At 62.0% G+C, this 22,071-nt stretch carries 19 protein-coding genes and 1 pseudogene; 9 read left to right on the top strand and 11 right to left on the bottom strand.

Features of this window, described 5'->3' with window-relative positions:
* Window positions 1-79: 79 nt before the first annotated feature.
* A complete protein-coding gene (locus AB5Y93_RS04790) occupies window positions 80-277 on the top strand; it encodes a DUF4250 domain-containing protein (protein WP_005323525.1) in 198 nt (65 codons plus the stop codon).
* Window positions 278-670: 393 nt separating this feature from the next.
* Window positions 671-3,145: a glycogen/starch/alpha-glucan phosphorylase gene (locus AB5Y93_RS04785; protein WP_045524561.1), complete on the top strand. Its 2,475-nt coding sequence runs from the start codon at window positions 671-673 to the stop codon at window positions 3,143-3,145.
* A gap of 64 nt (window positions 3,146-3,209) precedes the next feature.
* On the opposite strand, the gene AB5Y93_RS04780 is transcribed toward AB5Y93_RS04785, so the two are convergent.
* The 3 genes from AB5Y93_RS04780 to trxC form a co-directional block, all read right to left on the bottom strand.
* A complete protein-coding gene (locus tag AB5Y93_RS04780) occupies window positions 3,210-3,776 on the bottom strand; it encodes a cytochrome b/b6 domain-containing protein (RefSeq protein WP_319893742.1) in 567 nt (188 codons plus the stop codon).
* A 202-nt stretch (window positions 3,777-3,978) separates the two neighbouring features.
* Window positions 3,979-5,367, bottom strand: coding sequence for a DASS family sodium-coupled anion symporter (locus AB5Y93_RS04775; RefSeq protein ID WP_010674893.1), 1,389 nt, complete (start codon window positions 5,365-5,367; stop codon window positions 3,979-3,981).
* Between the two features lie 154 nt (window positions 5,368-5,521).
* Entirely contained in the window at window positions 5,522-5,962 is a 441-nt protein-coding gene (trxC, locus tag AB5Y93_RS04770; protein WP_010674892.1) for a thioredoxin TrxC, read from the bottom strand.
* 153 nt (window positions 5,963-6,115) lie between these two features.
* On the opposite strand from trxC, the gene AB5Y93_RS04765 reads away from it, so the two are divergent.
* From AB5Y93_RS04765 to AB5Y93_RS04755, 3 genes are all read left to right on the top strand, one after another.
* Window positions 6,116-8,914, top strand: a complete 2,799-nt coding sequence (locus tag AB5Y93_RS04765; RefSeq protein WP_368228882.1) for a response regulator — start codon at window positions 6,116-6,118, stop codon at window positions 8,912-8,914.
* Between the two features lie 139 nt (window positions 8,915-9,053).
* Window positions 9,054-10,790 carry an ABC transporter transmembrane domain-containing protein gene (locus AB5Y93_RS04760; protein ID WP_041211502.1) on the top strand — a complete coding sequence of 579 codons (1,737 nt, stop codon included), beginning with the start codon at window positions 9,054-9,056 and terminating at the stop codon, window positions 10,788-10,790.
* 109 nt (window positions 10,791-10,899) lie between these two features.
* Entirely contained in the window at window positions 10,900-12,651 is a 1,752-nt protein-coding gene (locus AB5Y93_RS04755; protein WP_368228881.1) for an ABC transporter transmembrane domain-containing protein, read from the top strand.
* Window positions 12,652-12,706: 55 nt separating this feature from the next.
* Here AB5Y93_RS04755 and AB5Y93_RS04750 read toward each other — a convergent pair whose 3' ends face one another.
* Entirely contained in the window at window positions 12,707-13,888 is a 1,182-nt protein-coding gene (locus AB5Y93_RS04750) for a hypothetical protein (protein ID WP_045524570.1), read from the bottom strand.
* 428 nt (window positions 13,889-14,316) lie between these two features.
* Here AB5Y93_RS04750 and AB5Y93_RS04745 point away from each other — a divergent pair, with 428 nt between their 5' ends.
* Window positions 14,317-14,790 (top strand): DUF4442 domain-containing protein, encoded by a 474-nt coding sequence (locus AB5Y93_RS04745; protein ID WP_010674883.1) that lies wholly within the window; start codon window positions 14,317-14,319, stop codon window positions 14,788-14,790.
* A gap of 38 nt (window positions 14,791-14,828) precedes the next feature.
* On the opposite strand, the pseudogene AB5Y93_RS04740 reads toward AB5Y93_RS04745, so the two are convergent.
* The 5 genes and pseudogenes from AB5Y93_RS04740 to AB5Y93_RS04720 form a co-directional block, all read right to left on the bottom strand.
* Window positions 14,829-14,903: pseudogene (locus tag AB5Y93_RS04740) on the bottom strand (ribosome-associated protein); the annotation flags it as partial.
* A 36-nt stretch (window positions 14,904-14,939) separates the two neighbouring features.
* The gene (gene ybcJ, locus AB5Y93_RS04735; protein ID WP_010674882.1) at window positions 14,940-15,173 is read right to left on the bottom strand and encodes a ribosome-associated protein YbcJ; all 234 of its coding nucleotides are present in this window, start codon (window positions 15,171-15,173) and stop codon (window positions 14,940-14,942) included.
* Between the two features lie 165 nt (window positions 15,174-15,338).
* The gene (locus AB5Y93_RS04730) at window positions 15,339-15,743 is read right to left on the bottom strand and encodes a MaoC family dehydratase (RefSeq protein WP_368228880.1); all 405 of its coding nucleotides are present in this window, start codon (window positions 15,741-15,743) and stop codon (window positions 15,339-15,341) included.
* On the bottom strand, window positions 15,740-17,527 hold the full coding sequence (locus AB5Y93_RS04725; protein ID WP_368228879.1) for a class I poly(R)-hydroxyalkanoic acid synthase: 1,788 nt from the start codon (window positions 17,525-17,527) through the stop codon (window positions 15,740-15,742). Before AB5Y93_RS04725 ends, AB5Y93_RS04730 begins: the two co-directional genes overlap by 4 nt.
* 95 nt (window positions 17,528-17,622) lie before the next feature.
* The gene (locus tag AB5Y93_RS04720; RefSeq protein WP_319862622.1) at window positions 17,623-17,973 is read right to left on the bottom strand and encodes a phasin family protein; all 351 of its coding nucleotides are present in this window, start codon (window positions 17,971-17,973) and stop codon (window positions 17,623-17,625) included.
* Between the two features lie 303 nt (window positions 17,974-18,276).
* Between AB5Y93_RS04720 and AB5Y93_RS04715 the strand changes: the two genes are divergently transcribed.
* From AB5Y93_RS04715 to pdxY, 3 genes are all read left to right on the top strand, one after another.
* A complete protein-coding gene (locus AB5Y93_RS04715; protein WP_010674879.1) occupies window positions 18,277-18,840 on the top strand; it encodes a hypothetical protein in 564 nt (187 codons plus the stop codon).
* 77 nt (window positions 18,841-18,917) lie between these two features.
* A complete protein-coding gene (locus tag AB5Y93_RS04710) occupies window positions 18,918-19,673 on the top strand; it encodes a DUF429 domain-containing protein (protein ID WP_368228878.1) in 756 nt (251 codons plus the stop codon).
* A gap of 570 nt (window positions 19,674-20,243) precedes the next feature.
* A complete protein-coding gene (gene pdxY / locus AB5Y93_RS04705) occupies window positions 20,244-21,107 on the top strand; it encodes a pyridoxal kinase PdxY (RefSeq protein ID WP_069651330.1) in 864 nt (287 codons plus the stop codon).
* Between the two features lie 40 nt (window positions 21,108-21,147).
* Here the strand turns inward: pdxY and AB5Y93_RS04700 are convergent, their stop codons facing one another.
* Window positions 21,148-21,456, bottom strand: coding sequence for an antibiotic biosynthesis monooxygenase (locus AB5Y93_RS04700; protein ID WP_368228877.1), 309 nt, complete (start codon window positions 21,454-21,456; stop codon window positions 21,148-21,150).
* Between the two features lie 102 nt (window positions 21,457-21,558).
* On the bottom strand, window positions 21,559-22,065 hold the full coding sequence (locus tag AB5Y93_RS04695; RefSeq protein WP_010674875.1) for a GNAT family N-acetyltransferase: 507 nt from the start codon (window positions 22,063-22,065) through the stop codon (window positions 21,559-21,561).
* Window positions 22,066-22,071: the final 6 nt, after the last annotated feature.

Genomic DNA, 22,071 nt, shown 5'->3' with positions numbered 1-22,071 from the left:
GGTGTTTTTTAACCTGTAGACAAACTTCGGGTCGGCGCTCATGGTTATACAGTCCTGTATAGGGAGAGGAGGGAGCGAGATGGACGTCAGTACCTTGCAACGACTGGATGCGAACATTCTGCTCGGGATCATCAACGAGAAGCTGCGGCTGGAGTGTGATGGTCTGGAAGAGCTGCTGGCTTACTACGACATGACAGAAGATCAGCTGGCTACCCGTCTGCAACAGATCGGGTATCACTACGACCCTATGAGCAATCAGTTCAAGGCGCATGGTTAATTGAAATCAAAGGGTGCTCCGATTGGGGCATCCTTTTTATTACCTGACGAGGAGGTGCGAATTGAAAACGCTTTCAATTTCTCCCGTGTTGACGGTTATTTTCACGTATTTTCAGTCACAGGCAATCATTGAAAACCTATTCATGAAACTATCTTTTTTGTTTTCTTGTATCGCTATGATTTAAAACGAAATTTATATTTCATTCAGGCGGACTAAAGGAAAGGGTTTTCATGGTGAAACTGTCATTTTTATGCGTTAAAGTGTGACTCACGTTAACTTTTAAACCCTTGGCTTTAGCTAGTATGCCCCCGCCGGAGCATATTCTGAGATAACAACAGCGCCGGTCCCCCCGATGGGATGACATTTTTTATTTGTAACGAAGGAAAATGGTTTATGGCTACCAAGAAGAAGACAGACCAGGATCTCCAACTGGATAAAGATCAGCTCAAGGCGAGTATCGTGCGTCACCTGCGTTCTACCTTGGGTACAAGCGAACAGAAAGCCTCTCCGGATGCCTGGTGGAAAGCGACCGCTGCCGCCGTCAATGAACAGGTGTACGAGCGCCTGACCCGTACTCAGCAGACTCACTTCAAGAAAGATACTCGTGCGATTCACTATCTCTCTGCTGAATTTTTGATGGGGCGTTTGACCTCCAACAACCTGCACAACCTCTCCCTCTACAAAGTCTGTGAAGAGGCGCTGGGTGAACTCGGTCTGGAACTGACCGATCTTTGCGAACAAGAGCCTGACATGGCCCTTGGCAACGGCGGCCTGGGTCGTCTGGCTGCCTGCTTCATCGATTCCCTGGCCACCTTGAACTACCCGGCGGTGGGCTATGGCATCCACTACGAGCACGGCCTGTTCCGTCAGGAGATCCAGGATGGTCGCCAGATCGAGCGTCCGGACTCCTGGCGCGAATATGGCAACCCCTGGGAGATCTGCCGCCCGGAATCGGTGCAGGAGATCCCGCTCTACGGCTACGTGGAGACCGTCTTTGGTGACAAGGGTGGCCTGAAGAAGGTGTGGCACGCCGGTCGCAAGATCAAAGGGGTGCCCTGGGACATTCCGGTGGTCGGCTTCGGTGGTCACACCGTCAACATCCTGCGTCTGTGGGAATCCCGTGCCTCCGAGTTCTTCGACTGGGACGTGTTCAACGCCGGTGGTTATATCGACTCCCAGGCCGAGAAGGCCCAGGCCGAGACCATCTCCAAGGTGCTCTACCCGAACGATGAGACCGACGCCGGCAAGGAGCTGCGCCTGATCCAGCAGTACTTCTTCTGCGCCTGCTCCATCAAGGACATCATGCGTCGCTACAAGCGGGTGCATGGCAGTGACTTCAGCAACTTTGCCGCGCAAATCGCCATCCAGCTCAACGATACCCACCCCACCGTGGCCATCCCCGAGCTGATGCGCGTGCTGGTGGACGAAGAGGGGCTGAATTGGGATACCGCCTGGGGCATCTGCTATCAGGTCTTCTCCTACACCAACCACACCCTGCTGCCGGAAGCGCTGGAGAAGTGGTCCGTCAGCCTGTTCGAGAAGGTACTGCCGCGCCATCTCGAGATCATTTACGAAATCAACGCCCGCTTCCTGAACGAGCTGGTGGAGCCCAAGTGGCCGGGCAACGATGCCATCAAGGCCAAGCTCTCCATCATCGAAGAGGGTGACGTGCGCAAGGTGCGCATGGGCAACCTGTGTGTCATCGGCTCCTCCAAGGTGAACGGCGTGGCCGAGATCCACTCCAAGCTGGTGAAGGAAGATCTCTTCCCCGAGTATGCCGAGCTGTGGCCAGAGAAGATGTGCAACGTCACTAACGGTGTGACTCCCCGTCGCTGGCTGCTGGCCTGCAACCCGGAACTGGCCGAACTCTACAACGAGGTGGTGGGCAAGGAGTGGCCGCTGCAACTGGACAAGCTGCGCAGCGTGGTGAAGTTTGCCGATGACAAGGCGTTCCAGCAGCAGTTCATGACCATCAAGCGCCACAACAAGGAGAAGCTGGTCAAGGTCATCAAGGCGGAAACCGGCATCGACGTGAGCGCGGAGGCGATCTTCGACGTCCAGATCAAGCGTCTGCATGAGTACAAGCGCCAGCAACTGAACCTTATCCATATCATGGCGCTCTACCGTCGCCTGCTGGCGAACCCGGACTATGACATGCATCCGCGGGTGTTCATCTTCGGCTCCAAGGCGGCGCCCGGCTACAAGCTGGCCAAGGACATCATCTACGCCATCAACAAGCTGGCGGAGCGGGTCAACAACGACGCCCGTATTCAGGGCAAGCTGAAAGTGGTGTTCATGCCGAACTACCGCGTGAGCCTTGCCGAGAAGCTGATCCCGGCGGCGGATGTCTCCGAGCAGATCTCCACCGCAGGTTACGAAGCATCCGGTACCGGCAACATGAAGATGGCGCTGAACGGTGCCATCACCATCGGGACGCTGGATGGAGCCAACATCGAGATCGCCGAAGAGGCAGGTGCCGAGAACTGCGCCATCTTCGGTCTGAATGTGGACGAGGTGAAGTCCCTGAAGGCGCGCGGCTACAACCCGTATGACTTCTACTACGCTAACTCCGAACTGAAAGCCGTGCTGGACTGGTTTGATACCGACTACTTCACGCCGGGTCGCCCGGGGGAGCTGGCCTCCATCAAGCGCTCCTTGCTGGAAGGGGGAGACCCTTACCTGACCCTGGCGGATTTCGAGTCCTACTCCGAGGCGCACAAGCTGATCGATGCCTGGTACCGGGATCCGGCCCTGTGGGCGAAGAAAGCCATCATCAACTCGGCCACCATGGGCAAGTTCAACTCCGACCGCTCCATCCAGGATTACGTAGACCGGATCTGGAAACTGACGAGCTGCAGCGTCGGCTGATGTCTGCTCCTGTGAAAAACCCCGCGATGCGGGGTTTTTTTTCATCTGTCGGGTTGAGAGAGGCTCAGAGCCTGTCGACCACCCGGGTGTCCGCCGGCACCCGTTTCTTGCCGGTGATCATCGCCCTGACGAGATCACCCCGTACCAGACGATCCAGGGCGATGACGGCCAGTACATGGACGAAGATGGCCACCTGCAGCCCCTTGGCAAAGAACTCGTGGATCTCTTCCATGCGATGGGTGCCGGAGAGCGGCCCGTATTCGGTCATGATCCCGCTGGCGGCGGTGCCGACAAGGCAGGTCAACAGCAGCAGTATCATCAAGGACCCCAAAGGATTGTGACCGGCATAGTAGGGGTGGCGCCCCTTGATCGTCTCCTTGAGATAGGTGATGACGCCGGCCGGTGTCGGCAGCCACTGGGCGAAGCGGGCATGATAGGAGCCGATGAATCCCCATACGATGCGCAGTGCCAGCAGTCCGGCCAGCGCATATCCCGCATAGCGGTGGTTGCGCGCCCCCTCTTCAAGGATGAAGAGATTCAGCACGCACAACAGCACAGTGGCCCAGTGAAATCCCCTGACCACCGGATCCCATACCTTGATTTCACGGTAGTTCTGCATCGTCTTACCCATGAGGTGATCTCTTTGTCGTGATGTCCATGATCATCGCCATCGTCAGCCATGGCTGCGTGATGGCCGTTGTCAGCATCATGGAGGCGATTTCTTAAGTGCAAGTTAATGTCGCCGTGATGTCGCGGGTAGGGGAGAACGGTTGTTTCGGGGCGAGAAAAAGCCCCGGCGATGCGGGGCTTGGAGGGGCATTAGGGGGCGAACCTCAGTGGAGGATATCCCCCATGAAATAGGCCAGCATGGTCAGGATGACGGTGAACACCAGATTCAGTACCAGGCCGGCCCGCATCATCTCCCGCTGCTGGATATGGCCGCTGGCGAAGACGATGGCGTTGGGGGGCGTGGCCACCGGCAGCATGAAGGCACAGGAGGCGCCGACGGCGATCAGCACGGAGACCACGATGGGGGAGACCCCTAGTGCCTCGGCCACCCCGGCGAACAGCGGCACCAGCAGCGCGGCAGTGGCGGTGTTGGAGACCAGCTCGGTGAGGAACACCACGAAGGCGGCCAGGCAGAGCAGGATCACGAAGATGGGCATGGAGGAGAGGCCGCTGGAGAGGTGCTCCGCCAGGAAGGCGTTGGCCCCGGTCTGCTTGAGGATGGCGCTCAAGGTTAGACCACCCCCGAACAGCAGCAGCACGCCCCAGTCGGTGTTCTGGTTGATGTCATCCCAGCTGGCGACGCGGCTGACGGCGATGGCCAGGATGGCGCCCATGGCGATCAGGGTATCGAACTGGGGAATGCCGCCCAGCGCCTTGGCAAGAGGCTGGGATCCAATCCACAGCAGCACCGTGGTCAGGAAGATGGCCAGGGTCACTTTGCGCTGACCTGTCCACTCGATGGTGACCTGCTCGGTGCTGACCTGGTGGGAGAGATTGGGACGGGTCACCCAGTAGAGCAGGCCGATGCCTACCGGCATGAAGATGATCACCACGGGGATGCCGAACTCCAGCCAGTCGGTGAAGCCCAAGCCCATCTGGGCGGCGGCGATGGCATTGGGGGGGCTGCCCACCAGTGTGCCGATGCCACCGATGCTGGCGCTGTAGGCGACGCCAAGCAGCACGAAGACCAGGGTGCGGCGCTCCTTGTGAACGTCCAGCCCTTTCAGCATGCCGAGTGCCAGCGGCATCATCATGGCCGCGGTGGCGGTGTTGCTGATCCACATGGAGAGGGCGGCCGTGATGGTGAAGAGCACGATGGAAGCCCAGCCCAGGTGTCCCTTGGCGAGCTGCATCACCTTGCCGGCGATCTGGGTGTCGAGTCCCTGCTTGGAGAGGGCTGCCGCGAGGGCAAAGCCGCCAAAGAAGAGGAACAGGACGGGGTTGGCAAAGTCGGTCAGCGACTTGCTCATGTCGAACACCCCGAGCAGGGTGGCGAGCACCGGGATGGAGATGGCAGTGATGGTGATGTTCACCGCCTCGGTCAGCCAGAGGATGGCGATGAAGATCAGGATGGCCAGCCCCTTGTTGACCATGGGGTCAAACGGGAGCCATGCCAGCATGGCGCAGAGCAGGAGCAGATCCAGGATGACGATCCCGGACTTGATGTCCAGCCAGCGTGAGGGGGGAGTCGGAGGTACAGCCGATGTGTGCATAACGTTCTCTCGGTTAATTTATGGTTGTTGTTGTGATGCCGAGGTTACATATATCCCCCTGTTTGAAACAGGGGGATATGGTCAAATCATGTGGCGACTCACAGAGTCAAGTGAAAATGGATCTTCAATCAAACAGAAATGAAACATTTTATTTTCATTTGACGGGGGAGGTGAAGGAGAGCAGCCACTCCTTGAACAGGCTCTTGGGCAGGGAGCCGCTGCGCTGTGCCAGGATCTCCCCCCGCTGGAAGACCATCAGGGTAGGAATGCTGCGAATGCCATAGCGACCTGCGATGGCGGCCTCCTGCTCGGTGTCGAGTTTCACGAAGCGAAGGCGGGGCTCAAGCTCCCGGGCGACCTCCTGAAAGACGGGGGCAAACTGCAGGCAGGGGCCACACCAGCTTGCCCAAAAGTCCACCACCACCGGGATGTCGGACTGGATCAGGGCATCGAAGCTGGCCTGACGCCCCGCCACCGGGGTTTGTTCGAAGAGGGCGTGACGGCAGCGGCCGCACTTCGCGTTTGAGTCTGCTTTTTCGACAGGCAGGCGGTTGCGGGTAAAGCATTGGCTACAATAGGTGGTGACAAGTGACATAATTGCTTCCTTATTTCATGGCCCGGCAACATCTTTATTGCAATCAAAGCGCTGACTAACGGTAACATAGCACTCAGTGGTTTTTCACAGTTGGCCTCCGGCCGTGACCTGATGTCACCGGATGGCCGACCATGACATGAGAATCGAGACGGGATGAAGAGTGTTGCACGGGCCAATCGTGTTGTCTTTGGCCTTATCATCGTATCGCTGGTGGGCTTTTCTGCCTATTGCTGGCAGTTGCTCAGCCAGCAGCAGCGTGCCTTCGATTTGAGCGTGGCGGCTGAGATGGTGCTCAATCGGGTCAATACCGATACCGTCTATCTGCTGGGGCGCGAGAAGGCCAGCGATGGCAGCGTACAGCAGCGCCTGAGCCTGCTTTCCAGTCACCTGGACAGGTTCGTCAGGCTGGTGCACGAGGATCCGGAGTCGGTGGACGACCCCGGCTCCCAGGCGTTGCAGCGGGACATCGACGGTTATCTGCTGGATCTCGCCAGGCTCTACACCATGGAGATGACCATCGAGTATCTGGCTCCCCGCTTCCAGGGCCAGCTCAAGGCGTTGCAAGGCACCCTGCCGGTCGGTGAAGCGCAGTACCGCGACCTAACCGAACTCATGCGCCTGCACCACTACCTCAGACGCAGCTGGGATCAGAACGAGCAGCGGCAACTGTTGCAACTCCAGCAGCACCTGCTTGACCGCTATGGCGAGCAGCCGAGGGTCGCGGCCCTCGTCCGGCTGGGCCAGGAGTTCAATCAGCAGGTGATGGAGTACCATCGCCTGCGCAATCAGGTGGTGGAGATGAAGGGGCTGAGCTCGCTGCCCGCCTGGAAGCAGAGCAAGCTGGAGCGGGCCTCCTCCCTCAAGAGCCGCTTCTACCTGATGGTGCTGGGGGGGGCGCTGCTCTGCTTCTCGCTGGTGGCCGCGACCCTGTGGCGTCGCAACCAGAAGCTGAGCGAGCTCTCTCGCCATGCCGCGCTGCTGGCCCAGGCCAAGAGCGACTTTCTGGCCAACATGAGCCACGAGATCCGCACCCCCATGAATGCCATCATCGGCTTCAGCGCCCTGGCACTGCAAACCAGTCTGGATCCCCAGCAGCGGGATTATCTCAACAAGATCAAATCCTCGTCGGACACCTTGCTGCTGCTCATCAACGACATTCTGGATCTCACCAAGGTGGAGTCCGGCAAGTTGACCCTGGAGGAGATCGACTTCGATCTCAGCGAGCAGCTCGACTCCCTCGCCGCCATGTTCGCGGATCTGGCGGAGCGCAAGCACATCGAGGTCATCATCAACAAGTCTCCCGCCGTGCCCGACTTTCTGCGCGGGGATCCGCTGCGCCTCGGTCAGGTACTGGTCAACCTGGTGAACAATGCCATCAAGTTCACCGAGCGGGGCGAGGTGGAGGTGGCCATCACCCTCACCAGCCAGCATCCCATGCGGGTCTGTTTCAGCGTGCGGGATACCGGCATCGGCATCGCCCCGGAGAAGCAGGCCCAGCTGTTCCAGCCCTTTACCCAGCTGGAGGCGGGCAATACCCGCAAATATGGCGGCTCCGGGCTTGGCCTCAACATCTCCCAGCGCCTGGTGGGACTGATGGGCGGGGAGATCACCGTGCAGAGCAAACCCGGGGTGGGCTCCACCTTCCTGTTCGAGATCCCCATCTCCCAGGCGGTGTACGGGGTCTCGGGGCGCCGGGTCTTCTTCGATCACCAGCCCCTGATCCTGATGATGGATGACAATGAGCTGGTGCTGGAACTGGCCAAGGACATCCTGGGGCGGGCGGGGGCGTCCGTCATCACGGTCAACAGCCTCTCCCGCGCCCGTCAGGTGCTGCGGGAAGAGGGGCATCACATCCGCCTCGCCATCCTCGACTGGCGCATGGGTCAGGAGGATGGCCTGGACTTGGCCCTCGAGATGTACCAGCACAGCCAGTGGCGGCGCCTGCCTGTCCTGATGACCAGCGCCTGGTCCAGGGAGGGGCTGCACGGGCGGATGGAGAGCATGGGACTGACCCATTTCCTGGCCAAACCCATGACCGAAAACGCCTTGCTGGCCAAGGTGGACGAACTGCTCAACGGCAGCTCCCATGACTGCAAGGTCCGCCAGGCGGAGGCCCAGGGGGATCAGCAGCAGTTCCGGGAGCTGCTGCGCGGTACCCGGGTGCTGCTGGCCGAGGACAACCGGGTCAACCAGCAGCTCATTCTGGAGTACCTGCGCCGGGTGGAGGCCAAGGTTACCGTGGTGGACAACGGCCGCGAGGCGGTGGAGCAGGTGGCGGAGCAGCCGTTTGACGTGATCCTGATGGATCTGCAGATGCCGGTGCTGGACGGGCTGGATGCCACCCGCCAGATCCGCAAGATGGTGGACAAGCACGATGTGCCCATCATCGCCCTCACCGCCAGCGCCATGCCGGGGGACAGGGAGCGCTGCCTTGGCGTCGGCATGAACGGCTATGTCACCAAGCCGGTGAGCAAGCTCGATCTCTACAACAACCTGCTGCAATGGGTGAAGAGCAGCGGCGGGGAGCCCAAGGTGCCCATCGAGGTCAAGCCGCCGGCCCTCATGGGCGTGCTGGATCTGGAGGATGCCCTGCGCCGGCTGGAGCATGACAGGGAGGCGCTGCAGATCCTCTTCAAGCTGTTCCTCTCCGAGCACAAGGACGATCTGTGGGACATCCGCACCGCCCTGCGTCGCCAGCAGCCCGAAGTGGCGTGCCGCTTGCTGCATACCCTGAAGGGGGTCTCGGCCAACATCTCCGCTTCCCGCCTGCAACTGCTGGCCGGGGAACTGGAGTGGCGGCTGCGGCTGCAGGAGGAGCTGAGCGAGGGGGAGCTCAACCAGTTGCAGCAGGTCTTTACCCAGACCCGGGAGGAGGTCTCCCACTTCCTGCTCACCGGGGAGCAGCAGGAGTCGGTCGCCTTCCCGTTTTCGCCCCCCGACAAGCGGCTCTGAGGGAGGGCAAGATAGCAATCGTTCTCAAGTCACCCGCTTCAGGCTATGATGACCCACTCGTTCGCCCCCGCCAGGGGGCGATTGTATTGAGCTTCTCTTCACGATCACGCGGCAGCGCGCCGCGACCAAGGACTTCTCTGTGAGCGTATTTTTGCGGCTTGGCTGGTTTTTCAAGGATCAGTGGCGGCGTTATCTGGTGGCCATCTCCCTGCTGATGCTGGTGGCCCTGTTGACCGTGATCCCCCCCAAGGTGGTGGGCTGGGTGGTGGATGGCATCGCCAAGGGTGACCTGGACAGCGGCACCCTGACCGGCTATCTGGCGGGGCTTTTTGGCCTGGGACTGCTTATCTACCTGCTGCGCTATGTGTGGCGGGTCATGCTGTTCGGTGCCTCCTACCGGCTCGCCTACGTGCTGCGCAACCGGCTGTTCAGCCACTTCACCCGCATGAGCCCGGATTTCTACCAGCGCCACCGCACCGGTGATCTGATGGCCCACGCCACCAACGACATCCAGGCGGTGGAGATGACCGCAGGGGAAGGGGTGCTGACTCTGGTGGACTCCTTCATCGTCGGCATCCTGGTGCTCTCCATCATGTGCAGCCAGTACTCCTGGCAGCTGACCCTGCTCTCCCTGCTGCCCCTGCCGGTGATGGCTTTCTTCATGAACCGCTTCGGGACCCAGATCTACAAGGAGTTCAAGGCGGCTCAGGGGGCCTTCTCCCGCCTCAACAACAAGACCCAGGAGGCCCTCTCCGGGGTGCGGGTGCTCAAATCCTACGCGGTCGAATCCCTGGAGGACGAGGGCTTTGCCGAGCTGACCCGTCAGGCGGGGGAGCGCAACATGGCGGTGGCCCGCATCGACGCCAAGTTCGACCCCGTGATTTACCTGTGCATCGGCTGCTCCTATTTTCTGGCGGTCGCAGGGGGCAGCGCCCTGGTGCTGCAAGACAAGCTGACTCTGGGGGAGCTCACCAGCTTCACCATGTACCTCGGCCAGCTCATCTGGCCCATGTTCGCCATCGCCTGGCTGTTCAACATCATCGAGCGGGGCAGCGCCGCTTACTCGCGCATCGAAAGCCTGCTGGGGGAGCGCAGCGACATCGAGGAGCCGGCCCATCCCGTGGCGCTGGCTTCGGCCTTTCCCCTGCGGGTGCAGGGGCTGGGCTACCGGCTGGAGCAGCGCACCCTGTTGCAGGGGGTGGATGTCACCCTGCAGGCTGGCGCCATGCTGGGGATAGTGGGACGCACCGGGGCAGGCAAGAGCTCCCTGCTCAAGCTGCTGATGCGCCTGGCCAACCCCACGGCCGGGGAGATCCGCATGGGGGAGGTGCCCATCTCGCAACTGTCGCTGGGTGAACTGCGCAGCCAGTTTGCCTATGTGCCCCAGGAGCCGTTTCTGTTCTCCACCACCATCGCGGCCAACATCGCCCTGGGCCGCCCCGAGGCGAGCCGGGAGGAGATTGAGCGGGTGGCGCGCATCGCCTGCGTGCACGACGACATCAGTCGCTTCCCCAAAGGGTATGAAACCGAGGTGGGGGAGAAGGGGGTGACCCTCTCCGGCGGTCAGAAGCAGCGTCTGGCCATCGCCCGCGCCCTGCTGCTGGATGCCCCTATCCTGGTGCTGGATGACGCCCTCTCGGCGGTGGATGCCCACACCGAGCAGCAGATCCTGTTGGCCCTCAAGGTCCACAAGCGCACCCTGGTGCTGGTGAGCCACCGCATGACGGCGGTGGAGCAGGCGGACGAGATCCTGGTGCTGGAGCAGGGAGCGATCAGCGAGCGGGGCCGTCATGAGACCCTGATGGCCAGGAACGGCTGGTACGCGGACATGGTCCGCTACCAGCGCCTGGAGCAGGACGTGGAGGAGAGCCTGTGAACAGGATGACAAGACCCCTGGTTTCCTTCACCCCCCGCCCGGCTTCCGCGAGCAGAGAGGGGAGCAAAGAGAGTCAATTCCCGTGGAACGTTGCGCAGGAGGCAAGTCTGTGAATCCAACCATCAAACGGCTGCTCGCCTACTGCGCCAGCTACCCCCGCTGGCTGGTGCAGGCGGGCATCTGCCTGCTGCTCGCCACCGGCGCCGAGGTGGCGGGCCCCTTGCTCATCAAGCTCTTCATCGATGACTACCTGGCGCCGCGCCGGCTGGAGTGGGGCATCATTGCCGCCCTTGCCGCCGGTTATCTGGGGTTGCAGGTGTTGTCGGCGGCCGGCTTCTATCTGCAATCCCTGCGCTTCAACCGCATCGCCCAGGCGGTGGTGCAGCGCCTGCGCGAGCAGGTGTTCGCCACCGCCATCCGCCTGCCTGCCCGCTATTTCGACAAGCACCGCTCGGGCTCCCTCATCTCCCGCATCACCAACGACACCGAGGCGATCATGAACCTCTATGTCCAGGTGATAGGGCTCCTGGTGCAAAAAGTGGTGCTCCTGTGCGGCATTCTGCTCTCCATGGTGCTGCTGGACTTGCGCCTGATGCTGGTGTGCGCCACCCTGCTGCCGGCGGTGGGAGCCGTGATGTGGCTCTACCAGAAACTGAGCGTGCCCGTGGTGCGGGCGACCCGATCCTTGCTCTCCGACATCAACAGCCGTCTCAACGAGTCGTTGCAGGGGATGCCGGTGATCCAGGCCATGGTGCAGGAGCGCCACTTCGCCAACGCCTTTGCGGGGGTGAACCAGCAGCACTGGCAGGCGCGGATCAAGAGCCTCAAGATCAACGGCATCCTGCTGCGCCCCCTCATCGATCTCTTCTACATGATGGTGCTCATCGGTCTGCTGGCCCTGTTTGCCCACGAGGGGCTGAGCACGGCGGGGGCCATCCAGGTGGGGGTGCTTTACGCCTTCATCAGCTATCTGGGGCGGATGATCGAGCCCCTCATCGAGATGACCAACCAGCTCAACCAGTTGCAGCAGGCCATGGTGGCGGGGGAGCGGGTGTTCGCCCTGCTCGATGAAACCCGCGAGAGCACCGACGGGGAGGTGCGCTCCCTGGAGGGACGGGTACGCTTCGACGGGGTGGGCTTCTCCTACGACGGGGAGCAGCAGGTGCTGCAAGATGTGAGCTTTGCCACCCGGCCGGGCCAGATGCTGGCGCTGGTGGGCCACACCGGCAGCGGCAAGTCCACCATCATCAGCCTGCTGATGGGCTTCTACCCCCTTGATCGGGGGAGCATCCACTTCGATGATCACCCCATGAGCGAGTTGGCTCTCTCGGCGGTGCGCCGCAGCATCGGTCTGGTGCAGCAGGATCCTTTCATCTTCGTCGGCACCCTGGCCGAGAACCTGCGCCTTGGGCGTGACGGCATCGAGGATGGGCGGCTCTGGCAGGCTCTGGAGGAGGTGCAGCTAGCCGATTTCGTGCGCCGCCTGCCCGATGGCCTGGCCACCCTGATGGAGGAGGGGGGCAAGAACCTCTCCGCCGGCCAGCGCCAGCTGCTCTCCTTTGCCCGCGCCCTGGTGGGGGATCCGCGCATCCTCATCCTGGACGAGGCGACCGCGAGCGTGGACTCCCAGACCGAGCTCGCCCTCTCCCAGGCGCTCTCGGCGGCGCGCCGTGGCCGCACCACCATCGCCATCGCCCACCGTCTCTCCACCATTGTGGATGCCGATGAAATCCTGCTGCTCTCCCGCGGGTGGGTGAGCGAGCGCGGTACTCACGGCGAGCTGATGGCGCTGGGGGGGCATTATGCCCAACTGTTCGAGATGCAGAGCCAGGGGGCCTGGCTTGAAGAGAAACGGGCCTGAGGCCCACCTAAAAAAAACAGCCGGCATCTGCCGGCTGTTTTTTTGACTGGCGGGGTTACACCGTGGCCTTGCTGCGGCTGACCAGCTTGGGCTCCAGGGGCGGGAAGTCATCGTTGAAGAAGGTATCCGCTTCTTCAATTTGTGCCTTGCGCTGCTTCTGGATGAAGTTGTCGAAGTCGCGCTTGATCTCGGGGTCCTTGAGGGCCTCGTAGTCGAACACGTTGGCGGCATAGAGGTAGTTGAAGTAGATGTCGACGAACTCGGCGCTGGCACAGGCGGAGGTGAACTTGCTGTTCTGGCGGTCGAAGTTGACGCGGTACTGCTTGATCTTCGGCACATAGACCAGCTCGTTGCCCACCTTGAACACTTCCACCGTGACCCCCACCGTGATGGTCTTGTAGAAGTCCTTGTTGTTCTCCACCCCGAAGCGGATGGCATCCCCCTGCTTTTGCAGGAACTTGTTGAAGCTGGCCAGCGCCGTGGTGCCCTGGCTCACCACCACGTCCATGATGAAGTTGATGAAGTCGGTGGCGATGCTGAGCCCCTTGATGTGGCGGCTGTAGCTCTGCTGATCGATCTTGCTCGGCCCCATCAGGGGGATCTTGGAGAGGGCCCTGGCCCAGAGATCCGCGTCCGTCTTGTACTGCTCGCCATAGGCTTCGGCGTAACGGTTGATGTAGGCGGTGACCACGGAGGTGATGGCGATGAGATAGGCCTTCTGTTCCGCCAGCTTGGCCATGACGGCGGGATCGTCCAGCAGCTCGTTGGCCACGATGAACTCCACCAGGCCGTCCTTGTCGGCATAGGGATCATTGCCCACCGCCCGGACGGTGTCGGGCAGATTGACGTCGTTGAAGAAGGCCTCGGCCTCGGCGAACTGATCATGGTTGCTCAGGCGGTTGGCCGGTGCCTCGCGCACCAGCTGGCAGAGCACCAGCTCGGCCTCGTAGTCCGACTCGCGCCACAGGGGGGCCTGCAACTGGTTGCCGAAGGTCTTCTTGTAGGCGAGGTTGAAGTCAAACAGCACCGAACTGCAGCCGCAATCCATGGCGAAGTCGACGGTGTAGCTCAGCGGCCCGGTGGGCAGTGGCTTGCTCATCTTCCCCTTGGCACTGAGGTTGGCATAGCACTTGAGGTACTCCCGGCCAAACAGCTCGTAGGCACGGTTGTTGTTGAAGTTGAGCTGGAAAGTACCGGCGCTCTCGCCCCCGTTGAACAACTGTTGCACGTGACTCATCTCTCTATCCTTATGGTGAGATTGGTAGACGGGTTGACCCGGTGCCGAGTGGCTACTTCCGGGCCAGCAACAGCCTAGCGAGGGAGAGGGGGTTTGGTTACTGCGAATAATCCCAGTGGCGGGGGCGGGATCCTGGGCTAGCCCCCTGACGGGGAGTATTTCTCGTTGTGTTTCATTCGGATATGGCTGTCATGGTCCCGTCATCCGGGGCGGGACCTTGAAAAAAATCGGAAAAGGGAAAGAGAGGGGGCGACCCGGGGTCACGAAAGGCCGGTTTTATCATTTGCCAGACAAATAGAACCTGGCCATTGCATGAATTTTGCAAATACCCTTTGGGGGCCCGCTCACAGGGATGGCACGGGAGGCTTGTCTATCGGGAAGCAGGCTGGCAACATTTGCGTCACATTCACTCATCGGATCAGTTTGCAATGGACCTGCAACGCCTCAAAGCCAACCTCGCCCTGCGTCTGTTCGCCTGGCGCTACATTCCTGTCATTGGTTTCTGTGCCCCCGTCATCGAGCAGATGGACGCCAGGGCGCTGCGCATCCGCATTCCGCTGGGCTGGCGCACCCGCAACCACCTGGGCAGCATGTATTTCGGGGCGCTCGCCACCGGTGCCGATCTGGTGGGAGGGCTCCTGGTCATGGAGAAGGGGCGGGCGCGGCGCAAGAAGGTGCATTTTGCCTTCAAGGATGTGCAGGGGGAGTTTTTGAAGCGCCCGGAGGGGGACGTGCAGTTTGATTGCGCGGCGGGGGAGCTTATCGACGCCATGATCGACGAGTCCCTGGCGAGCGGCCAGCGCATCAACCGCCCCATCCAGGTGGTGGCCACCTGCCCGTCTCGCAACGGCGACGAGGCCATGGCCCGCTTCGTGCTGACCCTCTCCATCAAGGCCAGCTGAAGGCCAGAGGGCGCTTGGCGCCCTTGTTCAAGCCGGGATCAGAGGATCTCGGGACTGACGCCTTCTTTCACGACCACCTTCATGCCGTTGAAGTTGACCACCTGCTCGGCCACTGTGCTGGGTAGCGCTTGCGTGGCAGGGCGTCAGGATCAGAGGATCTCGGGGCTGACGCCTTCCTTCACCACGACCTTCATGCCGTTGAAGTTGACCACCTGCTCGGCGACTATCTTGCAGCGTTTGCGGGTCTCGACCTGACCGTCCACTTCCACCAGGCCCTCGGCGACCAGCGCCTTGGCGGCACCGCCACAATCGGCCCAACCCTGATGCTTGATCAGGTCACACAAGGCAACGAAGGGGTGACCTTCGAGCAGAAACGTCTCCATGGGAAATCCTCTAGCTGGATGAATGGCTGAAACAGCGGGGGCTCATTCTAGGCAGTTAGGCGGGGCAGGGAAAGGGCCCGGGCCGAATTGCCCCGAAAAAGGGGCGAGCACAGGCAAAAAAACCAGCCCGACCGGGCTGGTTGTGTCTCTGGGGGCCACTGGCGCTCAAGGGAGTTTCACCACCGCTTCCCCCGTCACGGCGAGAGCGCCGCCCTGGGTGAAGATGCGGGTGGCCAGGGTGGCGATGGGCTTGTCGCTTCGAAGGGCAATCACCTCCACCTCCGCCGTCACCTCGTCCCCCACGAACACAGGGAGCGTGAAGGAGAGGCTCTGGCCCAGATAGATGCTCCCTTTCCCGGGCAGTTGCTGCCCGAGGAGCCCGGAGAAGAGGCTCGCCAGCAGCATGCCGTGGACGATGGGGCGCTCGAACATCGTCCTGGCGGCGAAGTCCGGGTCCAGGTGCAGGGGATTGAAATCATCTGAGAGGCCGGCGAAGGCCGCCACCTCGGCCGGGCCGAAGCGCTTGGTCAGGCTGGCTTTCATGCCCACGGCAAGGGGTTGTGTACTCATGCGGGTTCCTCTTCTTGCTTCCTGACGCCAGCAAACACCGGATTGAGTCGTACCTTGACGTAGCTGCCGGGGGCCGCCTCCAGCCCCTCGGCAGGCTGCCGTGCAGGGACGGGCTCTGCCTCGTCACGGTCTTTGATAAAGCGCATCATCTCGGGCCACCAGGAGCCGCTCTGGTGGGTCGCCCCGTCCAGCCAGCTCTCCGGGCTCTCGGCCTCGGCACCGTTTTGCCAGAAGCCGTATTTGTTGGCATCCGGCGGATTGATGATGCCGGCGATGTGCCCGGATTCGGCCAGAATGAAGCGCCGCTCGCCCCCGAACAGCGCCATGCCCTGCCAGGTTCCCTGCCAGAGGGCGATGTGATCGTCCACGGCGGACACCAGCAGCACCGGGGTCTTCACCTTGGCGAGATCGATGCGGGTGTGGCGGATCTTGAGCTCCCCCTTCACCAGCTGGTTTTCCAGGTAGAGTCGGCGCAGCAGGCTGTTGTGGGTCTTGCCCGCCACGTTGGTGCTGTCGCTGTTCCAGTGCAGCAGATCGAACGCCACCGGGCTCTGGCCCTTGAGGTAGCTGTCGATGTAGTAGTTCCAGTAGAGGCTGTTCTCCCGCAGCAGACTGAAGGAGACCGCCAGCTGGCGCCCGTCCATGATGCCCCTGGCCTCGTTCTGCGCCTCGAGCGCCGCGATGATGGGCTCGTGGATGAAGATGCCAAGCTCCCCGGGCTGGGAGAAGTCCAGCAGGGTGGTGAACAGGGTGGCGCTGCGTACCCGCTGCTTCTGGCGCCGCGCTGCCAGCCAGCCCATGGCGAGTGACAATGCAGTGCCACCGATGCAGTAGCCGATGCCGTGCACCTCCCGCTCGCTGGTGGCCGCCTCCACGGCGTCCAGGGCGGCGATGACCCCGTCCACCACGTAGTCGTCGAGATCGACCTGCCCCTGGGCCACCCCCGGGTTGCGCCAGGAGATCATGAAGACCGTCTGTCCCTGGGCGACCAGCCAGGCCACCAGGGAGTTCTGGGGGCGCATGTCCATGATGTAGTACTTGTTGATGAAGGGGGGCACGACCAGCACCGGGATCTTGCCCACCGTCGCCGTGGTCGGGCTGTACTGGATGAGCTCAAAGAGCTCGGTGCGCAGCACTACCCGGCCCGGGGTGGTCGCCAGATCCCGGCCGAGCTCGAAGGCGGACTCGTCGGTCAGGCGGATGTTGAGGTGATCGGCGCTGCGCTCCAGATCTTCGGCCAGGAGCGAGAGGCCGCGCACCAGATTCTGGCCGTCGGACTCCAGGGTGAGCTTGAGCAGTTCCGGGTTGGTGGCCAGGAAGTTGCTGGGAGCCATGGCGTTGACGTACTGGCGGGTGAAAAAGCGCAGTCGCTCCCGGCTCTTCTCGGGCACGCCCTCCAGGGCATCCACCGCCGCCAGCAGGTGTCTTGCGGTCAGCAGATAGGATTGCTTGAGGTAGTCATAGAGGGGTTGCTCGCTCCAGGCGTCGGCCTTGAAGCGGCGATCGCTGCGATCCGGGGTGATCACCGGCTCGCTCGGCTGGCCTGCACTCTTGAGCAGGGTGTGCTGCATCAGCTTGAGCTGATCCTGCCACCAGTTCATCTGGGACTGGATCAGCTGCCAGGGCTGCTGGCTGCCCTGCTCCAGCACCTTGCCCAGATCGTCCAGACTGGTCTGCAGCAGGGCCTGGGCCGTGCGCTCTGTCTGGGCTCTGGCCATAGCCAGCAGCTTGTCGTTGTAGTGGGCCAGGGCCTCGAACAGCGGGCCGTAAGATGATTGGCTCATGTGTTCTCCTTCACCCACGCCCGGGGCGGGCACTTGCCCGTTCTGTCGAGTCGTGGGGAGATGTGGCTGCCCGCAAGACGGGCAGCCAGGGGTTGTCAGGCCTTGCCCGTGCTCTTCTTGATGCCATCTGCGGTCAGGGCATCCAGCTCTTCCTTGAACTGCTGGCCGAGGGCGCTGAGCTTCTGGATGTCAGCCAGCATCTGGCGGGAGAGCTGGCTGGCGCTCTCCAGCTGCACGGTGCCGAGGGCCGCCAGGCTCTGGGCATCCTGCACCTTGCCGACGGCCTGCAACTGGTTGAGCCCCAGTTCGGCGTAGGCATTGGCGGACGCCAGTTGCAACCGGGTCAGCTGTTCGATGTTGCTGGCGAGCAGCTGGTTGTAGCGGGTGAGGGGAGCGGCAAAGCCTTGCATCTGCTCGGTAAAGCTCTTGATCACGTCCATATTCATCATGGGTCTCCGGTTCGGCAGAACACTGTTTTTGCGGGTCAATCGACCCTTCTTGCGGGTACAGCACGTCATCCCTGTGTTACGTGTTGTTTGCTCTGTTCAAACACACGTTTGAGCATTCTGCAACCAATCCACCTTTGGTGTAAATGACATAAATGTTAGTTTCTGTTTGAATTTTCCATTCCGCCGAGAGAGCCATCCCCGGATTCAGACGAGAGGTGACGCAGGGAAAGGGCCGAGACCTCGTCCCCCGGGGCCTGCGCTGGTACCCTTGAGCCACACCCTCTTCACAAGGAATCCCCGATGAAACCGTTCGCCCTGCTGCTCGGCTGTGGTGCCCTGACCCTCGCCGGTGTCGCCCAGGCCAGCACGCCGGTCCAGATCTCCCTGCCCGGTGTCAACCTGCCCTCGTCCAATCAGGTGGAAGGGGCACGGGCTTCCTTCCTCTACGGCCGCACCGGCCAGGTGAAGGGGATCGATCTGCCGGTGTTCGCCCTCTCCGACGTGGATCAGTTCACCGGCCTGCAGCTTGGTGTGTTCTTTGGCGCGAGCCGGGTGCGCCACCAGTTTGGCGGGGTCGCCATCAACGCCGTCAACTGGCACGAAGGGCAGGATACCGGCCTCAATCTGGGCTTCGTCAACCTGACCAACAATGTGAAGGGGCTCAACTGGGGGGCGGTCAACATCGCCCAGGGCAATGCCCTGGCCAACGTCGGCTTCGTCAACTATGCCGAACGCACCACGTTCCAGCTGGGATTCGTCAATGCCACCAAGCACCTGGACGGCTTGCAGATTGGCCTGGCCAACTACGCCGAGAACGGCATCTTCCCCATTCTGCCCCTGATCAACTTCAAGAAATCCTTCTAGGGACCAACTTGCCCTTGCTTTAGGAGGGGCAGCCATTACCCTGTGCTCCATCAAGGTTGCACAGAGGTAACAGGGGCATGACAACGGAACACATGGACGCCATCGGCATCGGCTGGGATGTGAGGGGCTGGCAGGGCAATGCCCAGGCGGTGGCGGTGGTGGGTTGGCAGGCCCGGGAGTCGCGTCTGCACTGGCTCGGGATCTCCCCCCTGTTTCGCCTGAGCTCCCGGGTCGCGCCGGATCTGGATGCCCTGCTGCGCCCGGCCCTGCAAGACGAGGTGGCGCTGATGCAGGTGCTGGCCTGCCCGTGCCTTGCTCTCGGCATCGATGCGCCCCTGGCCTTTCCCCGCGCCCTCGCCGATCTGCTGGCGGGGCGGGGGAGCGGCTTTCCCGTGCCCCAGCGGGAGATTGACAACCCTTACGCCTACCGGGATTGCGAGCGCTGGCTCCATCAGCACTATGGCAAGAAGCCCCTCTCCGCCACCTTCGACAGGCTCGGCAACAACGCCACCCTGGCCCTCTCCATGCTGCCGCGCCTCGGGGATCTGCAACTGGTGCCAAAACAGGCGAGGGCTGCCGGGCGCGCGGTGCTGGAGGTCTATCCCGCCCTGGCCAAAATGGGGGGCAAAGCCTCTGCGGTGCGGCCCGAGCTGCAACCCCACCTGCCGGCGTCTCTCATCCCTGGAACGGATCCCTATGATGCTGCGCTCTGCGCCCTGATGGCCCTGCAATTTGCGGCCGAAGGGGCCGTCACCTCGCTGCCTGCCCTGGTGGACCTGCCGGACGAGATGGCACCGGACGAAGGCTGGGTCTACCACTTCGCCCGGGATTGAGACGCCCAAGGGCACCGCGCTCCCTCTGATGACTGCTGGCGACTTGCTGCAGCCACGGCACTGGTGACGTGACTTGCTGTCGCCACTGCGTATGGCTTGCCGTTGCCACGGTGTCAGGCAAGGGCAGGCCGCCTTTGTCCTGTGATCTTCCGACGCCTCCTTGACCCTTGCCCTTGTTGCCTTATTTTGCGACTGCCGACTGCCGACTGCCGACTGCCGACTGCCGACTGCCGACTGCCGACTGCCGACTGCCGACTGCCGACTGCCGACTGCCGACTGCCGACTGGCGCCTTTCCATCGGACCTCATCCTTGATCCCGACTGTTTATGGTTGGTTGAAAAATCACCTTGTATGCCATCAGACAAGAGGCGTCCAAATACATTTATCACCCCGCAGCAGCGGGGGAGATGGCTCCAGGGTTGTACAGAAACAGGGTTGCGGCGGTCAAATATGCGGCAGGTTAAGCCTGCGGAAGCATAAATAGGGAGTCAGGGCGTTAATTGCTGGAAGAGCCGTCTCTTCATCCGATATATTGCCTCTTTTCCTCAGGCTTCTTGTCCGGTGGTGTCGATGAAACGCATTCTCTCTATCCAGTCCCACGTGGTGTTTGGCTGTGCCGGCAACAGCGCCGCCGTGTTCCCCATGCGCCGTCTCGGCATGGAGGTGTGGCCCATCAATACGGTGCAGTTCTCCAACCACACCCAGTACGAGGCGGGTTGGCAGGGAATGGCGATGCCGGCGGGCCACATTGCCGCCTTGTGCCAGGGGCTTTGCAATATCGAGGTGCTGGCGCGCTGCGATGCGGTGCTGAGCGGCTATCTGGGCTCGGCGGAGCAGGGGGACGAGATCCTGGCGGTGGTGGCGGCGGTGAAGCGAGCCAATCCGGCGGCCCTCTATTTCTGCGATCCCGTGATGGGGCATCCGGAGAAGGGGTGCATCGTCGCCCCGGGCGTCACCCGCTTTCTCACTGAGCAGGCCCTGCCGGTGGCGGACATCATGGCCCCCAATCTGCTGGAGCTGGAGACCCTGTGCGATGTCCATCTGACAACCCTGGCCCAGACCCGGGTCGCCGCACGCCAGTTGCTGGAGAAGGGGGTGAAGATGGTGCTTGTCAAGCACCTGGGTCGCGCCGCCAGCGTCCCCGGCCGCTTCGAGATGCTGCTTGCCACCCCCGAGGGAGACTATCTGATCGCCCGTCCCCTTTACGATTTCGCGCGCCAACCGGTGGGCGTGGGGGATCTCATCAGTGCCCTGATGCTGGCCAACCTGCAGGCGGGATATGATGGGGTGAGCGCCTTCGAGCGCACCAACGCCGCGGTGGATGCGGTGCTGCGACAGACCTGGGAGGCGAATGCCTACGAGCTGCAGCTCATCACGGCCCAGAGCGCCTTTGCCGAGCCGCAGATTGCCCACAGGGCCGAGCGACTGGCCTGACGCCATTGATCAGCCCGTGACGGGACTGGCTGATCAAGGTTCAGCTTGCGGCACTGATCGGTGTTGCATCCTGAAAATGTTCGACCCTGGGGAAGGGGTCGTAGAAGTGGTGCAGCAGGGCCTTCCACTCCTGGTACTGGGGGGAGCCCCTGAACCCCCGGGTGTGATCTTCCAACCGTTCCCACTGCACCAGCAGCAGGTAGTGATGGGGATCGTCCAGGGCACGCTGCAACTGGTGGCCCAGGTAGCCGGGCATGGCGCTGATGATGTGCTGGGCCTGGGCGAAGGCCTGCTCGAAGTCAGTGGCCTTGTCGGGAATGATCTGCAGATGGGCGACTTCCAATATCATGATGGCTCCTTGCCGATGAGTCTGATTGAACCAAAAACCTATGTGCGCCGAGCCTTGGAGGGGCAAGACCGGTACGCTGTCCGATCTGCCAGGTCGTCTGCCTCAGAGCTGCTTGTAGAAGAACTGGGTGGCGGCGAGGGTGCCGTCCCCATTGCGGGCGAAGTCCGGGATCTGGCCGGCCTCCTGATAGCCGAGCTGGCGATAGAGGCTGGAGGCCACGTCGCCGACCCGGGTATCCAGCACCAGCAAGGTACGCCTGGCGTCCCGGGCCCCTTGCTCCATGGCGTTCATTAGGGCGCGGCCCACCCCCTTGCCACGGGCTTGGCTGTGGACCATCAGCTTTTCCACTTCGGCCCTGTGGCCCCCGTTGGCCTTGGTGCACAGGGAGAGCTGCAGGGCGCCCACCAGATGGTGCTGATCAAACGCCACCCAGAGCTTGCGCACTCCATCCGCCAGCTCCCCCTCGATGCCTTGCCAGTACGCCAGCCCCTGCTCTTCCTGCAGGGGAGGCAGAAAGCCCACCGAGGCACCGCTGGCCACGCAATCTTGCAGCAGGGCGATCAGCGCCGGTTTGATGCCTCTGGTGCTCTCGACCTCAAGGATCTCCATTGAATG

This window comes from Aeromonas sp. R10-1, from assembly GCF_040908465.1.
Lineage (GTDB): Bacteria > Pseudomonadota > Gammaproteobacteria > Enterobacterales > Aeromonadaceae > Aeromonas > Aeromonas caviae.
Note: the sequence above shows the minus strand (reverse complement) of the source record. Positions and strands in the feature narration are given on the sequence as shown.

Excerpts from the sequence above, each read along its gene's own strand:
- AB5Y93_RS04790 (WP_005323525.1), top strand. The coding sequence starts at position 80 with ATGGACGTCAGTACCTTGCAACGACTGGATGCGAACATTCTGCTCGGG.
- AB5Y93_RS04785 (WP_045524561.1), top strand. The coding sequence starts at position 671 with ATGGCTACCAAGAAGAAGACAGACCAGGATCTCCAACTGGATAAAGAT.
- AB5Y93_RS04780 (WP_319893742.1), bottom strand. The coding sequence starts at position 3,776 with ATGGGTAAGACGATGCAGAACTACCGTGAAATCAAGGTATGGGATCCG.
- AB5Y93_RS04775 (WP_010674893.1), bottom strand. The coding sequence starts at position 5,367 with ATGCACACATCGGCTGTACCTCCGACTCCCCCCTCACGCTGGCTGGAC.
- trxC (WP_010674892.1), bottom strand. The coding sequence starts at position 5,962 with ATGTCACTTGTCACCACCTATTGTAGCCAATGCTTTACCCGCAACCGC.
- AB5Y93_RS04765 (WP_368228882.1), top strand. The coding sequence starts at position 6,116 with ATGAAGAGTGTTGCACGGGCCAATCGTGTTGTCTTTGGCCTTATCATC.
- AB5Y93_RS04750 (WP_045524570.1), bottom strand. The coding sequence starts at position 13,888 with ATGAGTCACGTGCAACAGTTGTTCAACGGGGGCGAGAGCGCCGGTACT.
- AB5Y93_RS04745 (WP_010674883.1), top strand. The coding sequence starts at position 14,317 with ATGGACCTGCAACGCCTCAAAGCCAACCTCGCCCTGCGTCTGTTCGCC.
- ybcJ (WP_010674882.1), bottom strand. The coding sequence starts at position 15,173 with ATGGAGACGTTTCTGCTCGAAGGTCACCCCTTCGTTGCCTTGTGTGAC.
- AB5Y93_RS04730 (WP_368228880.1), bottom strand. The coding sequence starts at position 15,743 with ATGAGTACACAACCCCTTGCCGTGGGCATGAAAGCCAGCCTGACCAAG.
- AB5Y93_RS04725 (WP_368228879.1), bottom strand. The coding sequence starts at position 17,527 with ATGAGCCAATCATCTTACGGCCCGCTGTTCGAGGCCCTGGCCCACTAC.
- AB5Y93_RS04720 (WP_319862622.1), bottom strand. The coding sequence starts at position 17,973 with ATGAATATGGACGTGATCAAGAGCTTTACCGAGCAGATGCAAGGCTTT.
- AB5Y93_RS04715 (WP_010674879.1), top strand. The coding sequence starts at position 18,277 with ATGAAACCGTTCGCCCTGCTGCTCGGCTGTGGTGCCCTGACCCTCGCC.
- AB5Y93_RS04710 (WP_368228878.1), top strand. The coding sequence starts at position 18,918 with ATGACAACGGAACACATGGACGCCATCGGCATCGGCTGGGATGTGAGG.
- pdxY (WP_069651330.1), top strand. The coding sequence starts at position 20,244 with ATGAAACGCATTCTCTCTATCCAGTCCCACGTGGTGTTTGGCTGTGCC.
- AB5Y93_RS04700 (WP_368228877.1), bottom strand. The coding sequence starts at position 21,456 with ATGATATTGGAAGTCGCCCATCTGCAGATCATTCCCGACAAGGCCACT.
- AB5Y93_RS04695 (WP_010674875.1), bottom strand. The coding sequence starts at position 22,065 with ATGGAGATCCTTGAGGTCGAGAGCACCAGAGGCATCAAACCGGCGCTG.